Raw genomic sequence first — 14148 nt, forward strand, 5'->3', positions numbered from 1 at the left:
TGAAATGCAAATGCATTTAATTCCGATGCAATAATCTCGCTTCTCTGCTACGGTGCGCCCATGGCGTCGAACAGGGCCGAGCAGGCGCTCGTGGAGCAGTGGCGGGGCATCCTGGGGCTGCATGCCCGCACCCAGTGCGAGCTGGACCGGGTCCTGCACGGACACGGCCTGTGCGCCAGCGACTTCGAGGTCCTCGACCTGCTGGCCGAGGGCGCGGCGACGGACGGCGGCTGCGCCTACCGCGTGCAGGAGATCTCCGAGCGCGTCCACCTCAGCCAGAGCGCGCTGTCCCGGCTGATCGGGCGCCTGGAGAAGGACGGCCTGGTCGAGCGCGCCATGTGTGCCGAGGACCGGCGCGGGGTGCGCGTGGCGCTCACCGCGAAGGGGCGCGCGCTGCACCGCGAGGTACGGCCGGTGCAGCGCGCGGTGCTGAACCGGATGCTGGCCGAAAGCGACTGACCAGGCGTCAGATCCCGCTCTTCTCCCGCCAGAAGGCGGCGAGGGAGCGGTCACCGGACACGCTCGGCACGGGCTCCCGGTTCCACAGGGCGAGGTACAACCGGTCGGCGGGGCCCGACAGTTCGGCATGGGCCTCGTCCGCCGCGTCCCGTACGGTCACCGGTGGCTCCGACGTGAGCCGTACGGTCCACACCGCGTCCGGCCCTGCGTTCACCGCCCGCACCCGCAGCAGACGCGGCTCGTCCGTGCGGACGCGGCTCCTGGGGCGGGCGTGGAAGCCGCGCAGCAACTCGTCGATGCCGTCCACCGCGAAGTCCGGCTCGATCGGCGACGCCGTCCCGCCGCGCGCGGCCTCCGCGTCGTACCGGTGGACGGTCGTCTCGTGCGCCTGCCTGCGGGTCCAGAAGGCCAGCGCCGAGGGGGTGGGCGCCGGGTGGAAGGTCCAGCACTCCAGGTCGGCCGGCGCGGCGGCCAGGGTGTCGACCAGGAGGCGGTGACTGTCCCGGTACCAGTCCACCAGTTCGTCACCGTCCAGGTCCGGCGAGTCGCCGATGGGGCGAGGTCCCGTGTGCCCGTCGGCGACGACGGCCGCGGCCCACCGGTGCACCGTGCCGGTGTGCCGCAGCAGGTCGCGCACCTGCCAGTCCGGGCAGGTCGGCACCTTGGCATCGGTCCCCGCCGCGGCGGCGGCCGCCGCGAGCGACCGGCCCTCCCGGTCCAGGGTCTGAAGATAGTCGGCAATGTCCATGGCCGTGAGTGTGCCGGATGGGCGCGCTCCACCGGGCGACAATGTGCGACGCGAGGGCCGACCGGGCTTTCGGCGCGACGCTGACCGGGCGCGCCGGCCCGGGCCGGCCGGCGGCGTCTTCTCGGGGCGGTGAAGCTTCCGGTCGGTGCGGTGGAGGGTCCGGTCGGTGCGATTGAAGGTCCCGGCCGATCCCGGCGCCCTGGCCTCAGGCGCCCATCGTCCGCCGCGTGCACACCCCGATGGCCGCGGCGACGGCGGCCAGTGCCGCGATGCTGGTGAGCGCGGCCGGCAGGGAGAACCAGTCGGCCATGAAGCCGATGGCGGGCGGCCCGAGCAACATGCCGCCATAGCCGAAGGTCGAGGCGACGGCCACACCGGACGGGCCGGTCAGCGCGCCCGCCCGCTCCACGGCGACCGGGAAGAGGTTGGCGAGCCCCAGCCCGGTGACGGCGAAGCCGAGCAGCGCGGCCCACACGGACGGCGCGAGCGAGCCGAGCAGCATGCCCACCGCCGCGACGGTGCCGCCGGTGATCACCGTGCGGGCGCGGCCGAAGCGCTCCAGGAGGGTCGTGCCGGTCGCCCGGCCCACGGTCATGGCCAGCGCGAAACACGCGTACCCGGCCGCCGCCACGCCGGACGACGCCGCGAGGTCCTGCTGGAGGTGGAGCGCGCCCCAGTCGGCCATGGCGCCTTCGCCGTAGGCGGTGCACAGCGCGATCAGCCCGAAGACGGCGACCAGCCCGCGGCCGCCGGTCCGCCGCGCCGCGGTACGGTGCGGCTGCGGCTGCGGGGGCGAGGAGGGGGTGCTGTCCGCCGGGACGGGCGGTTCCTGCCGCAACAGGGTGCGCCCGGCGATTGCCGTGACGAGCAGCCCGATCAGCGTGAGCCCGAACAGATGCTGAGTGGGGGAGAGCGCGCCCGCGACCAGTCCGCCGAGTCCGGCGCCGATCATGCCACCGAGGCTGAACGCCGCGTGGAACGACGGCATGATGGGCCGCCGCAACGCGGCCACCAGGTCGACGGCGGCACTGTTGAAGGCGACGTTGATGCCGCCGTAGGCGGCGCCGAAGACGAGGAGTACGGCGCCGAGGGCGGGCGCGGAGTGGGTCAGTGGCGGCAGGCTGACGCTGAGGGAGAGCAGGACGGCGCAGACCACGGTGACCGGATGGCTGCCGTAGCGGCGGCACAGCCGCCCGGTCAGGGTCATGGTGACGACGGCACCTGCCGAGACGCCGAGCAGGGCCAGGCCCAGGGCGCTGGCGGAGGAGTCGGTCTGCTGCTTGATGGCGGGGATCCGGACGACCCAGCCCGCGAAGACGAAGCCGTCGAGGGCGAAGAAGGCGGTCAGCGCGATGCGCAGCCGGGAGAGATCGCGGCTGCCACCCGGCACGACGTTGTGCGTTCGGGGTTTGTTTATTTGCGGCACAAAGTCAGGCTAGGTGGCGGCGCGGGGTGGGGCAAGGGATATGCGGGGCGGTCGGGTGTTCGGGTGCCCGCCTTCGTGCTCAGCCTCCCCATGCCTCTCCATGAGGCGGGATGCGCCGCTCGACGAGCGTGACATCGTGCCGGTGCGGAGGCGGCCGAGGTGACTCGGCCGATGTCGCGCCGCGCCCGCACCTCGGACCGGCGCCACGGTCCACACCCGCAATCGGGACCGGCGTCTCGAGCCGCGCTCGCTCCCCGGACCTGAGCCCCGGTCGGTGCCTGTTTGCCCGGGCCGGCGCCCCGCGGACCGGCCTGAACGCGCTGCGCGACGCGAGCCGCCGGCCGCAGCCGCGCGAGCCTGGCCGCCCGCCGCTGGACGTGCCCGAGCCCACGCGCCGCTCCGAGGTGATCTGGTACGAGCCCTGTCCGGACGCCCTGCCGGCGGACCTGCCCGACGCCGCGCCGGGCCCGGGAGGCCCGTTACGAGACGCGGGAGGCGCCGGCGCTCTCGTCCACTGCCGGGCTCCGGCATCTGCCGCCACGGCAGCGCGCGGTCCTGGTGCTGTGCGATGTCCTCGGCTTCCACGCCGGTGAAATGGCCGAACTCCTCGACAACAGCGGCGCGTCGGTGAACAGCGCCCCACAACGCGCGCTGCGGCGCTGGACGGCCGGCTTCCCGCGCAGGACCGGGACCGAGCGCCGCTGCCGCGCTCGGCACGGGAACGCGCGCTCGTCGGGCGGTTCGTGGACGCGCTGGAGAACGCCGACGTCGACGGGCTCCTCGCGCTGCTGACCGAGGACGCGTGGCTGACGATGCCGCCCGAGCCGCTTGAGTACCAGGGACACACGGCGATCGCCCGGTTCTACCGCGCCCTTCCCTGGTGGGGCGGCCGGGGGCTCCGCCAGCTACCTGGGCGAGCCCGGCAGACCGGTCGCCTACGCCTTCGGGCTTGTCGTTCTCACACTGCGAGACGACCGGATCTCGGCCGTCACCCGCTTCGGCGACAACGGCCTTCGGCCGTGCTTCGGACTGACTAGAGCCCGAGTGCCCAGGAATCGACCGATGTGCCCTTGACCTGCACCGACTTGTGCTCGTGCGGGCCGCCGGCGGCGTCAACGCGGCGGGCCCGATGCCTCGTTCGGTGTCCTCCGAGGGCGTCCGCGCACGCTCCGCGGTCGGATACAGGTCGGTTAATGCTTGCTCACGAGCTGGTTGCCGAGGGGTGAGCGGGCCATGATGGGCCCATGACGTTGGCCTCGCGCGCGCTCGCGCAACTGGCGACCTGGCCCGACCTGAGTCAGGCGGTCCCGAGCTGCGGCCTGGGACAGGCGGTGAGTTCGGCCCAGGGCGAGATCGCCCACTTCCACTCGGACCGCGATGTCGATCTGCGGCTGACCGACCGGGCGATCCGGCGGTTCGCCAAGGACCTCAGGGACTCGGGCGCGATCAGGCTCGTGCCCGGTTCGCAGTGGGTGACCCTGCGCCTGGACGCGGCGAGCGACGTCGACCTGCTGCTGACCCTGGTGAGCGTGGCGCTCCAGGCCCAGCAGACCTGGCCCGACCCCCTCGACCGGCCACCGGCGGGCTGCAACGACCAACGCGGCGCGGGCTTTGTGAAGGCCGACCGCGGCGGCATCTGAGGCGCACGACCCGACGTGGTGGTGTCCGATCCGCGCGGTGTCGCGGCGCGGCATCTGATCCGCGCGGCGTCGCGCGGTGGCTGTGAAGGCCGACGGCACCGCTGAACTCGCGCCGACTGCGCGCCTCCACCCTGCACCCGCACCGCGGCGGGCAGCCGGCAGCCGGTGCCTGCGGACCATCCCTCGCCCGAGCCGAGCCCGCCGTCACACTGTGAGGCACCGAAAGCGCGCCTCCGCGCCCCCGTCACGCCGCGCCGACTCAGGCGCCCGTCTCGCGTTCCCGTCAGGCCGCGACGACCCAAGTGCCCGCCTTCGCGCTCCCGTCAGGCCGCGACGCCCCAGGCGCCCGCCTCCGCGTTCCCGTCCCGCCGTGAGGCCCCGGCGCTCTCCTCCGTGCCCCGCCACACCGTGACGACCCAGGCGCCCGCTTCCGCGTTCCCGTCCCGCCGTGAGGCCCCGGCGCTCTCCTTCGCTCCCGTCGCAACGTGACGACTCAGGTGCCCGCTTCCGCGTTCCCGTCACGCCGTGAGGCCCCGGACGCCCGCCTTCGCTCCCGTCACACCGTGACACTCAGGCGCCCGCTTCCGCGTTCCCGTCACGCCGTGAGGCCCCGGACGCCCGCCTTCGCTCCCGTCACACCGTGACACTCAGGCGCCCGCCTCCGCGTTCCCGTCACGCCGTGAGGCCCCGGACGCCCTCCTCCGTGCCCCCGTCACACCGCGACGACCTGCACGCCCGCCTCCTCGAAGCGGCGTACCGTCTCCGGCCCCACCGCCGTGTCCGTCACGAGCGTGTCCACCAGTTCCGCCCCGCAGATCCGGGCGAACGCCCGCTGGCCCAGCTTGCTGGAGTCCGCCGCGACCACCACCCGCTCGGCGCGCTCGCACAGCAGCCGGTTGATCGCGGCCTCCGCCTCGTCATGGGCCGCCGCGCCGTGCGTGACGTCGAAGGCGACGACCCCGAGCACCGCCACGTCGAGCGTGATCTGACCGAGCACCCCGTCCGCGAGCGGTCCGATGAGCTCGTAGGACTGCGGGCGCGCCACACCGCCCGTCACCACGATCTTGAACTGGGGTCGTACGGCGAGCTCGTTGGCGATGTTGAGCGCGTTGGTGACGACGGTCAGCGCGGGTGATCCGGTGGCCAGATCGCCGCGTACGGCGAGGGCGCGGGCCACCTCCGTGGTGGTCGTGCCGCCGGTCAGCCCCACCGCCTCGCCGGGCGCGACGAGTTCGGCCACGGCCTTGGCGATGCGCTGCTTCTCCGAGGCCCGGCGGGCTGTCTTGTAGCGCAACGGGAGTTCGTACGACACCCCGTGCACCACCGCCCCGCCCCGGGTGCGCACCAGCATCTGCTGCTCGGCGAGCTGGTCGAAGTCCCGGCGGATCGTCGCCGCCGACACCTCCAGCTCGGCCGCCGCCTCCTCCACCTCCAGCCGGCCGCGCTCGACGAGCAGCTCCAGCAGCGCCTTCCAGCGGGCGTCCCGGGACATCCGCAGCCTCCGTTCCCAAGTGTTCCCGGCGACCCTAGCGCACCCTCGATCTGCGCTCGGATGCTTGATTTTGCTCGAAAATTCGCTCTATCTTGCAGGAACAATCAGAAAGGGGGAGGGTGTGGCCATGAGCCATGTCGAGAACGAGCTGAACAGCCAGCCGGAGTGCTGGATACGGGCGGCTGAGGAGGCGGGGCGGTACCGGGACGCACTGCCGGGGCCGGGGGAGCGGGTCGCGATCGTGGGGTGCGGGACCTCGTACTTCATGGCGCAGGCGGTGGCCGCCCTGCGGGAGGGCGCGGGGCGGGGTGAGACAGACGCGTTCGCGGCCTCCGAGTTCCCGTACGGGCGCTCGTACGACCGGGTGGTGGCCCTGACCCGCTCCGGCACCACCACCGAAGTGCTGGAACTGCTGGGTGAGTTGAGGGGCAGGACCCGGACCACGGCCGTCACCGGCGATCCGGACACCCCGGTGGCCTCGGCCGCCGACGACTTGGTCGTCCTGGACTTCGCCGACGAACGCTCCGTCGTCCAGACCCGGTTCGCCACCACCGCCCTCACCCTCCTGCGCGCCCACCTCGGCCTGCACACCGACTCCGTCGTCGCCGACGCGCGCACGGCCCTCTCCACCCCTCTGCCCGAAGGCCTGGTCGCCTGCACCCAGTTCACCTTCCTCGGCCGCGGCTGGACTGTCGGACTCGCCAGCGAGGCCGGGCTGAAGATGCGCGAGGCCTCGCTGTCCTGGACCGAGGCGTATCCGGCGATGGAGTACCGGCACGGTCCGATCAGCGTCACCACCGAGGGCACGGCCACCTGGATGCTCGGCGAGGCACCCGACGGGCTCGCCGAACAGGTCCGCACCACCGGCGGCCGGTGGATCGCCGGCGGGCTCGACCCGCTCGCCGAACTCGTCCGCGTCCAGCGGCTCGCGGTCGCCGTCGCCGCCTCCCGCGGCCTCGACCCCGACCGCCCGCGCCACCTCACCCGCTCGGTGATCCTCGCCCCCTGAGCCCCGACCCGCGCCCGGAAGGACACCTCACGTGCCCCTCGCGTCCACCGGCGAGCTGGTCACCGCAGCCGCCGAATCCAGATCCGCCGTCGTCGCGTTCAACGTCATCACCCTGGAGCACGTCGAGGCCGTCATCGCCGGCGCCGAGTCGGCCGGCGCGCCCGTCGTGCTCCAGGTCAGCGAGAACGCCGTCAAGTTCCGCTACGGGCGGCTGCTGCCGCTGGCCAGGGCCGCCGTCGCCGCCGCGGAACGCGCCGCCGTTCCCGTCGCGTTGCACCTGGACCATGTGCAGAGCGACCACCTGCTGCGCCAGGCGCCCGACGCCGGGTTCAGCTCGGTGATGTACGACGCGGCCCGGCTGCCGTACGCCGACAATCTGTCCGCCACCCGGGCCGCCGCCGACTGGGCCCATTCGCAAGGGCTGTGGATCGAGGCCGAGTTGGGCCAGATCGGCGGCAAGGACGGCAGGCTCCCGCTGGACGCCCACGCGCCCGGCGCCCGCACCGATCCGGACCAGGCCCGCGACTTCGTGGCGGGCACCGGGGTGGACGCGCTCGCCGTCGCCGTCGGCAGCGTGCACGCGATGACCACCCGCACCGCCACCCTCGACCACGGCCTGCTCAAACGGCTCTCCACTGCGCTGTCCGTCCCGCTCGTCCTGCACGGCTCCTCCGGGGTCCCGGACGACGGCCTGATCGCGGCGGTCACCGGCGGCATCGCCAAGGTCAACGTCGGCACGGCGCTCAATGTGGCCATGACCGGCGCGATCCGGGACTTTCTCGCGGCGCATCCGGAGGCCGTCGACTCGCGCAAGTACCTCAGCGTGGGACGGGAGGCGATGGCCGACGAGGTGCGCCGGATCATCGCGGTCCTCTCCCGGACGGCCTAGCCCTTCTTGACGGCCCGCAGCACCACGAACTTCGGGTCGGAAGCCACCAGTTCGCTGTTCCCGAACAACCGCCTCAGCTTCACGTGATACCCGAGATGCCGGTTCCCGATCACCCACAGCTCACCCCCCGGCCGCAGCGCGCGCCGCGCTCCCGTGAACATCCGCCACGCCGTCGCGTCGGTCGTGGCCTGATGGGAGTGGAAGGGCGGGTTGTTCAGGACCAGGTCCACGCTGCCGGGCGCAACCCCCGCCAGCCCGTCGCCGACGCGGAACTCCGCGTGTCCCGGCACCCCGTTGGCCTTGTAGGTGGCCTCGGCCGAGGCCACCGCCTGGAAGGACTCGTCCACGAACAGCACCTCGGCCGACGGATCGGCGAGCGCCACCGCCGTACCGACCACGCCGTTGCCGCACCCGAGGTCCACCACGCGGCCCGCGCCCGGACCGGGCAGGTGCTGGAGGAAGAAGCGGGTGCCGATGTCGAGGTGGTCGGCGCAGAAGACGCCGGCGTGGTTGACCACCGGGCGCCCGGAGACCGCCCCGACGCCGTCGGGGAGGGTGTAGCCGTACGGCCATGGGTTCGCCGGCCGCTCCAGGGCCGGGTCCGGGGTGCAGAAGATCAGCCGGGCCTTCTGCTGTGCCAGCGAGGTCCGGGTCGGGCCGAGGATCCGCTCGAACAGCTGCAGCGTGGAGGTGTGGATCTCCTTCACCATCCCGGTGCCCACGACCACCGTGCCGGCGTGCACGGCGGGCGCCAGCCGCAGCAGCTGGTCCTCCAGCAGCGCCAGGCTCTTCGGCACCCGCACCAGCAGCACGTCCACCCGCTGCGGCGGCGGATCCTGGGTGGTCAGCAACCGGACGGCACCGGGCTCGACACCGGCCCGCGCCAGATTCGCCCGCGTCGCCTCCTGGCTCAGGAAGGAGTCGGTGATCTGCGTCGGCCGGTGCTGCGCGAGCGCCGTGGCCAGCGCGCCCCAGCGGTCCCCGACCACCACGACCGAGCCGGTGAGCGGCACCCCCTCCTCGGCCAGGTGGCGCAGCAGGTACGCGTCGGCGGCGTCCCAGGCGCGCAGCCGGTCGCGCGGGTCCTCGGGGAAGCGGGACAGCTCGACCTCGCCCCACGGTGTCGTCATTCGGTCGCTCATCGTGCCTCCCAGGCTAGCCGAGCCGCAGCTCAGAGCTGGTGGGACGGGCCTGCGGCAAGATGGAGCGTGTGGACGTGGAGCTGTTTCCCCGGGAGCGCGCGGAGGTCGCGCCGGGCGCCGTGCACGTCCCGGACTGGCTGGACGCGGGCCGGCAGCGCGAGCTGCTCGCCGCCTGCCGGGACTGGGCGCGGCCGCCGGCCGGACTGCGCACGGTCCGCACCCCGGGCGGTGGCACGATGACCGCTCGGCAGGTCTGCCTCGGCCGGCACTGGGGTGTCGTGCGCAGGTGCCCGAACTGCGGGCGGGCCGTGCGGGACAACCCAGACTGCCCCGGTTGGCACTCGTACCCGTACGCCTACGCCCGTACGGCCGTCGACGGCGACGGCGCCCCCGTGAAGCCGTTCCCGGCCTGGCTCGGCGAGCTGGGCCGCCGCGCCGCCGTCGCCGCACTGGGCCCCCAGGAGCCGTACGCGTACGACATCGCACTGATCAACTTCTACGACGGCGACGCCCGCATGGGCATGCACCGCGACAGCGACGAGAAGGCGGACGCGCCGGTGGTGTCGCTGAGTCTGGGCGATACGTGCGTGTTCCGATTCGGCAACACCGAGACGCGCGCGAAGCCGTACACGGACGTGGAACTGCGCAGCGGTGACCTGTTCGTCTTCGGCGGACCCTCCCGGCTCGCCCACCACGGGGTTCCGCGGGTGTACGGCGGCACCGCGCCGACCGAGTTGGGGCTGTCCGGACGTCTGAACATCACGCTTCGGGTCAGCGGCCTGTAGGCCGCCGCACCTGCGGATCATGGGAGACTCGCCCTCATGAGCGGCAAGGCGGATCCCCGGACGGCGGGGGAGAGGACCACCTCTAGGGCGCGGCTGGACCGTGGGCGCGGAGCGCTCGGACCCGCGCTGGAGCTGGTGCACACCGGACGGGCGCCGACCCGGGCCGTGCTCACCGCGGAACTCGGGGTCACCCGGGCGACCGCCGGTGCGGTGGCCGCCGAGCTGGAGGCGCTCGGGCTGATCCGGGTGGACGCCCGGCCGGGCGCCGCGGCCGGCTCGCAGGGCCGCCCCTCGCACCGGCTGGAGGTCGCCGAGGACGGCCCGGTGGCGCTCGCCGCGCAGGTCCACGCCGACGGCTTCCGGGCCGCGCTGGTCGGCCTCGGCGGGCGGATCGTGGCGACCGCGCCCGGCTGCGAGACCGTCGACGCCGACCCGGCGAAGGTGCTCGGCTCGGTCGTCGAGGCGGGCGCGGAACTGCTGCGCACGACCGGCCGCCGCTGCGTCGGCGCCGGCCTCGCCGTACCGTCCGCCGTGGCCGAACCCGACGGGCTCGCCCTCAACCCCCTGCACCTGGCCTGGCCGGTCGGTGCTCCCGTCCGGCGGATCTTCGCGGAGCGCGTGCGCGCGGCGGGCATCACCGGTCCCGCCTTCTGCGGCAACGACGTCAACCTCGCCGCGCTCGCCGAACACCGGCACGGCGCCGGCCGGGGCGCCCGGGACCTGCTGTGCGTGGCCACCGGACACCGCGGCGTCGGCGGCGCGCTCGTCCTCGACGGCCGTCTGCACACCGGCAGCTCGGGGCTCGCCCTGGAGGTCGGCCACCTCACCGTCAACCCGGAGGGCCGGCCCTGCCACTGCGGAAGCCGCGGCTGTCTGGACGTGGAGGCCGACCCGCTGGCCCTGCTGGCCGAGGCCGGCCGCGAGCCGGGTCCCGAGGTGTCGTTGCTCCAGCAGGCCAACGATCTGCTGCGCACCCAGTACGGCGACCCGGCCGTCCGCACGGCCGCCGAGGCCCTGATCGACCGTCTGGGCCTGGGCCTGGCCGGATTGGTCAACATCCTCAACCCCGACCGCATCATCCTCGGCGGCCTGCACCGCACCCTCCTGGACGCCGACCCCGGCCGGCTCCGGGCCGTCGTCGCCGACCGCAGCCTGTGGGGCCAGAGCGGTGGAGTACCGATTCTGCCCTGCACCCTGGACCACAACAGCCTGGTCGGCGCGGCCGAACTGGCCTGGCAGCCGGTCCTGGACGACCCGCTGGGGGCACTGCGCTGACGGCCCTCCCGGTCGCCTCGGTGGGACCTCGCCGTCAGCCGGTGGCGGCACTCGGCACCTCGGCCGGGCGGGACCGCTGCGCCCAGCGCAGCGCCGACGGCGCCAGGAGCCCCGCGCACCCGAGCCGGAGTACCGGCCCCGAGCGTGCGCCGGAGCGAGGGCGCAGCGCAGCTCGAAGGATCCGGCGGCATGCCGGAGTTCGCCCAGGGTGTGCACGCCCGCCCCGAGCAGGATCAGCAGGACGGCGGACCAGGCCGGCATCCCGGAGGCCAGACCGATGAGGGACATCCCGGCCAGGAAGGCGAAGCCCGCCTGCCGCCACGCACGTGCCGCCCGGGCGCCGGAGCCGACATTCCGGCCGGACACGTGAGGGCGGGCGCGAGAAGCCGGAAACTCCCCGTCGGTCAGGGCCTTGTGGGACAGCTGGCCGGTCTGCGTGGTCCGGCGACCAGTTCGCCGCCGCAGTTGGGGCAGATCTGTCCCAGAGCCTCGCCGCACGCCTCGCAGAACGTGCACTCGTAGGAGCAGATGCGAGCCGGGCCGTCGGCAGGCAGGGAGGTGGTCGTGCAGCGCTCGCAGCGTTGGCGCATCTCCAGGGCCATGGCCTTGTCGTCTCCTCGGGGCAGGGCGGGACCGGTGGTTTTCCGCCCCCCATGCTGCGGACGGCGGCCGGAGCGGGAACCGTCCGGCGGGACAGGGACCGATGCGATCGGGCCACGCCCGTTCCGCTCACGTCCAGTCGGCCGCGAATGCCCGTCCGGGATGCTCGGTGAGGATGCGATCCACCAGGTCAGCACCCAGCGCGGCGGCCAGCCGGGGCCGCATCCGGCGCAGCAGGTACGGCATCCCGGGCCCGCCGTCGACCGAGCGGGCTCCGGCGACCACCGTGTCGCAGCCGAGCAGCAGCCGGTCGCCGAAGCCGGCGTCCGCCAGGGCCCGTACCGCCTCCGGCATATGCCAGTCGGTGGCGTGATGGGCGCGGGACGGCCCGTCGAAGGCCAGCCAGCAGCCGGACTCGGCGGCCTGCCGGTGCACCACCGGGTCGGGGAAGCGGTTCAGATGGCCCAGGATCACCCGTTCACCGGGCACCCCCAACTCGCCGCACAGCAGGTCGAGTACGTCCGGCGCGCCGGTGCCGAGCTCCAGGTGCACGGCGATGGGCGCACCGGTGGTGTGGTGCGCTTCGGCCGCCGCCCGCATCGTCCGGTGGGCGTGCGCGTCGAGCGCGTGGAAACCGCCCGCCACCTTGATCAGCCCGGCCCGCACCCCGCTCGTGCCGATGCCGTCGGTCAGCTCGGACACGAACAGCTCGGTGAGGCCGTCGCCGCGGAGCCTGTCGAGCAACTCGGAGTCGTAGTGCGCGGCTTGGTGCAGGCCCGTGGCACAGACCAGCCGCACACCCGTGGCCCGGGACAGCTCCGGCAGGTCCGCCGCCCGCCGCCCCATGCCGTACGGCGTCCACTGCACGACGGCCGCTCCGCCCGCCGCCCGGAACGCGGCCAGCTCGGCCCGCGCGGCCGACAGGTCGGTCAGCTCCTGGCCCGGCAACCGCGGGCTGCGCAGGAAGAGATGGTCGTGCGCGTCGCACACGCCCAGCTCCGCGGGCCGTATGTCACCGAGGACCGTACGGACGTGGCTCACCACTGGCGCCCGCGCGGGAGCCGGTCGCGGCCGGGCGCGGACAGGTGCAGCACCTGGTAGAGGTCTCCGTCGGCCTTCGGCGTGTCGTGCTCCCAGAGGGAGAAGTGGACCAGCTCCCACGCGCGCGTGTCCACGGCCGCCGCGGCGAGAACCGCGCCGTCCTGCGCCGCCAGCCGCCCGGTCTCGGCCGCCGCGTCCGCCATGAACGCGGCCAACTCCACGTCCTCCGGCACCGGTTGCCGCCGCCGCACGGCGAACGCGGGCGCGGCCCCGGTCGCGGTGCCCTCCTCGAACGCCAGCCCCGTCCACTGCCGGATCGCCGGCCGCCCGAAGTCGTCGACCGGCCCCTGGAAGGCTCCTCCCCACAGGAAGCTGTTCATGCCCTCCATGGAGTTCCAGAGGTAGAACGGCCCGTACTGGTTCACCGGCGAGCCGTGCACCCCGCGCTCGCGCAGCACGTACGTCTTGATGCCGAGGCCGTCCCAGTCGTCCAGCAGATGCGCGACACGGGCGACGCGGGAGCGGATGACGCCCATGTCGTAGTCGGCGGGAAGGGTGAACTCGTACTGCATGGCGTGCATCTCGCGCATCCCTTTCTCAGGCGGGGTAGTCGGCCACGTGCGTGTGCCACTCGGTCGTCGTGCCGTCCTCGGCGGCCTCCACGACCGCGAGATGGGTCATGAAGGTGCGGGGCGCGGCGCCGTGCCAGTGCCATTCCCCCGGCTCGATCCACACCGTGTCGCCCGCGCGGATCGCCTCCACCGCACCGCCTTCGCGCTGCACCAGGCCCTCGCCCTCCAGCACGTGCAGCACCTGCCCGTTCGGGTGCCGGTGCCAGGCCGTGTGGGCGCCCGGAGCGAAGTGGACGTTGAACATGCGCAGCCGCGAGGGAGCGGCCGGGGCGGCCATCTCGTCCAGCCAGACCGTGCCGGTGAAGTTCTCCGCCGGGCCCTGCAGGGTGTCGGGACGCCGTCTGGTGATGTGCATGCGACTCAGTTCTCCTGTCCGGGAGTTCGCGGTGCGAGCAGGGACAGCAGACCGCGCACCCCCGCGTCGAAGGCGGCGGGGGAGCCGGAGGCGCGGGCGAGGACATAGCCGCCCTGCACGGTCGCGAGGACGGCCGCGCCGACCTCCTCGCCGTCCAGCGAGGGCGCGAACTGCCCCTGCCGCTTGCCCTCTTCGACGATCCCGGCGATCCGCTTCCGGACCCACGCGATCGTCTCGTCCACCGGTGCGCGCAGTTCGTCGCTGGCGACGATGTCCGGGTCCATGGTCAGCCGCCCGACCGGGCAACCGCGCAGCACGTCGCGCTCGCGCAGCAGATACGCCTCGATGCGCTCGTACGGCGTGCCCGGGCCGCCCAGGACCCGCTCGGCGGCGGCGCGCAGTTCCTCCGCGGTCCGCCGGATCGCCGCCAGGGCGAGGTCCGGCTTGCCCTTGAAGTGGTGGTACATGCTGCCCTGGCCGGCCCCCGCGCGCTCCAGGATCGCCTTGGGGCTCGTGCCCACGTACCCGCGCTCCCACAGCAGCTCACGGGTGGACTCGATCAGTCGTTCCGAGGTGCTCATAAGATCACTGTACATACTAGTAGTTACAGTCCGCCAGTCTCCCTGTGATCCGCCAGTCCCCAGCGAGCCGCCAC

The 14148-nt window shown here is 73.7% G+C and carries 17 protein-coding genes; 8 read left to right on the forward strand and 9 right to left on the reverse strand.

Translation table 11 applies throughout. The features are described 5' to 3' along the window. The first annotated feature begins 60 nt into the window (after positions 1-60). Positions 61-459: a MarR family winged helix-turn-helix transcriptional regulator gene (locus tag ACWCQS_RS24415; RefSeq protein ID WP_451006406.1), complete on the forward strand. Its 399-nt coding sequence runs from the start codon at positions 61-63 to the stop codon at positions 457-459. Between the two features lie 7 nt (positions 460-466). On the opposite strand, the gene ACWCQS_RS24420 is transcribed toward ACWCQS_RS24415, so the two are convergent. After that, the gene (locus tag ACWCQS_RS24420) at positions 467-1207 is read right to left on the reverse strand and encodes a maleylpyruvate isomerase family mycothiol-dependent enzyme (protein ID WP_451006407.1); all 741 of its coding nucleotides are present in this window, start codon (positions 1205-1207) and stop codon (positions 467-469) included. Positions 1208-1412: 205 nt separating this feature from the next. Beyond that, the gene (locus ACWCQS_RS24425) at positions 1413-2597 is read right to left on the reverse strand and encodes an MFS transporter (RefSeq protein WP_451006408.1); all 1185 of its coding nucleotides are present in this window, start codon (positions 2595-2597) and stop codon (positions 1413-1415) included. 567 nt (positions 2598-3164) lie between these two features. Between ACWCQS_RS24425 and ACWCQS_RS24430 the strand changes: the two genes are divergently transcribed. From ACWCQS_RS24430 to ACWCQS_RS24440, 3 genes are all read left to right on the forward strand, one after another. Further along, a complete protein-coding gene (locus ACWCQS_RS24430) occupies positions 3165-3425 on the forward strand; it encodes a sigma factor-like helix-turn-helix DNA-binding protein (RefSeq protein ID WP_451006462.1) in 261 nt (86 codons plus the stop codon). Next, positions 3377-3670 (forward strand): hypothetical protein, encoded by a 294-nt coding sequence (locus ACWCQS_RS24435; RefSeq protein ID WP_451006409.1) that lies wholly within the window; start codon positions 3377-3379, stop codon positions 3668-3670. The genes ACWCQS_RS24430 and ACWCQS_RS24435 overlap by 49 nt, the downstream gene beginning before the upstream one ends. 207 nt (positions 3671-3877) lie before the next feature. Next, positions 3878-4273, forward strand: a complete 396-nt coding sequence (locus ACWCQS_RS24440; protein WP_451006410.1) for a luciferase domain-containing protein — start codon at positions 3878-3880, stop codon at positions 4271-4273. A 712-nt stretch (positions 4274-4985) separates the two neighbouring features. On the opposite strand, the gene ACWCQS_RS24445 is transcribed toward ACWCQS_RS24440, so the two are convergent. Continuing rightward, entirely contained in the window at positions 4986-5765 is a 780-nt protein-coding gene (locus tag ACWCQS_RS24445) for a DeoR/GlpR family DNA-binding transcription regulator (protein WP_451006411.1), read from the reverse strand. A gap of 127 nt (positions 5766-5892) precedes the next feature. Between ACWCQS_RS24445 and ACWCQS_RS24450 the strand changes: the two genes are divergently transcribed. Together ACWCQS_RS24450 and ACWCQS_RS24455 are read left to right on the forward strand one after the other, a co-directional pair. Continuing rightward, entirely contained in the window at positions 5893-6774 is an 882-nt protein-coding gene (locus tag ACWCQS_RS24450) for an SIS domain-containing protein (protein WP_451006412.1), read from the forward strand. A 31-nt stretch (positions 6775-6805) separates the two neighbouring features. Continuing rightward, complete coding sequence (locus ACWCQS_RS24455) at positions 6806-7663, forward strand: class II fructose-bisphosphate aldolase (RefSeq protein ID WP_451006413.1); 858 nt, start codon at positions 6806-6808, stop codon at positions 7661-7663. On the opposite strand, the gene ACWCQS_RS24460 is transcribed toward ACWCQS_RS24455, so the two are convergent. Then, complete coding sequence (locus ACWCQS_RS24460) at positions 7660-8793, reverse strand: methyltransferase (protein WP_451006463.1); 1134 nt, start codon at positions 8791-8793, stop codon at positions 7660-7662. The two genes, ACWCQS_RS24455 and ACWCQS_RS24460, sit on opposite strands and share 4 nt — an antisense overlap. 80 nt (positions 8794-8873) lie before the next feature. On the opposite strand from ACWCQS_RS24460, the gene ACWCQS_RS24465 reads away from it, so the two are divergent. Continuing rightward, on the forward strand, positions 8874-9590 hold the full coding sequence (locus tag ACWCQS_RS24465; RefSeq protein WP_451006414.1) for an alpha-ketoglutarate-dependent dioxygenase AlkB family protein: 717 nt from the start codon (positions 8874-8876) through the stop codon (positions 9588-9590). 36 nt (positions 9591-9626) lie between these two features. Continuing rightward, positions 9627-10865 carry an ROK family protein gene (locus ACWCQS_RS24470; protein ID WP_451006415.1) on the forward strand — a complete coding sequence of 413 codons (1239 nt, stop codon included), beginning with the start codon at positions 9627-9629 and terminating at the stop codon, positions 10863-10865. A 404-nt stretch (positions 10866-11269) separates the two neighbouring features. On the opposite strand, the gene ACWCQS_RS24475 is transcribed toward ACWCQS_RS24470, so the two are convergent. The 5 genes from ACWCQS_RS24475 to ACWCQS_RS24495 all read right to left on the reverse strand — a co-directional run bounded on the left by ACWCQS_RS24475 (position 11270) and on the right by ACWCQS_RS24495 (position 14089). Next, on the reverse strand, positions 11270-11467 hold the full coding sequence (locus ACWCQS_RS24475) for a DUF1272 domain-containing protein (RefSeq protein WP_451006416.1): 198 nt from the start codon (positions 11465-11467) through the stop codon (positions 11270-11272). A gap of 127 nt (positions 11468-11594) precedes the next feature. After that, positions 11595-12506 carry a phosphotriesterase family protein gene (locus ACWCQS_RS24480; protein WP_451006417.1) on the reverse strand — a complete coding sequence of 304 codons (912 nt, stop codon included), beginning with the start codon at positions 12504-12506 and terminating at the stop codon, positions 11595-11597. Next, positions 12503-13087 (reverse strand): DUF4865 family protein, encoded by a 585-nt coding sequence (locus tag ACWCQS_RS24485; RefSeq protein WP_451006418.1) that lies wholly within the window; start codon positions 13085-13087, stop codon positions 12503-12505. Before ACWCQS_RS24485 ends, ACWCQS_RS24480 begins: the two co-directional genes overlap by 4 nt. Positions 13088-13103: 16 nt before the next feature. After that, positions 13104-13493 (reverse strand): (R)-mandelonitrile lyase, encoded by a 390-nt coding sequence (locus tag ACWCQS_RS24490; protein ID WP_451006419.1) that lies wholly within the window; start codon positions 13491-13493, stop codon positions 13104-13106. A 5-nt stretch (positions 13494-13498) separates the two neighbouring features. Continuing rightward, a complete protein-coding gene (locus tag ACWCQS_RS24495; RefSeq protein WP_451006420.1) occupies positions 13499-14089 on the reverse strand; it encodes a TetR/AcrR family transcriptional regulator in 591 nt (196 codons plus the stop codon). Positions 14090-14148 lie beyond the last annotated feature (59 nt).

Source organism: Streptomyces sp. NPDC002076, from assembly GCF_053593835.1.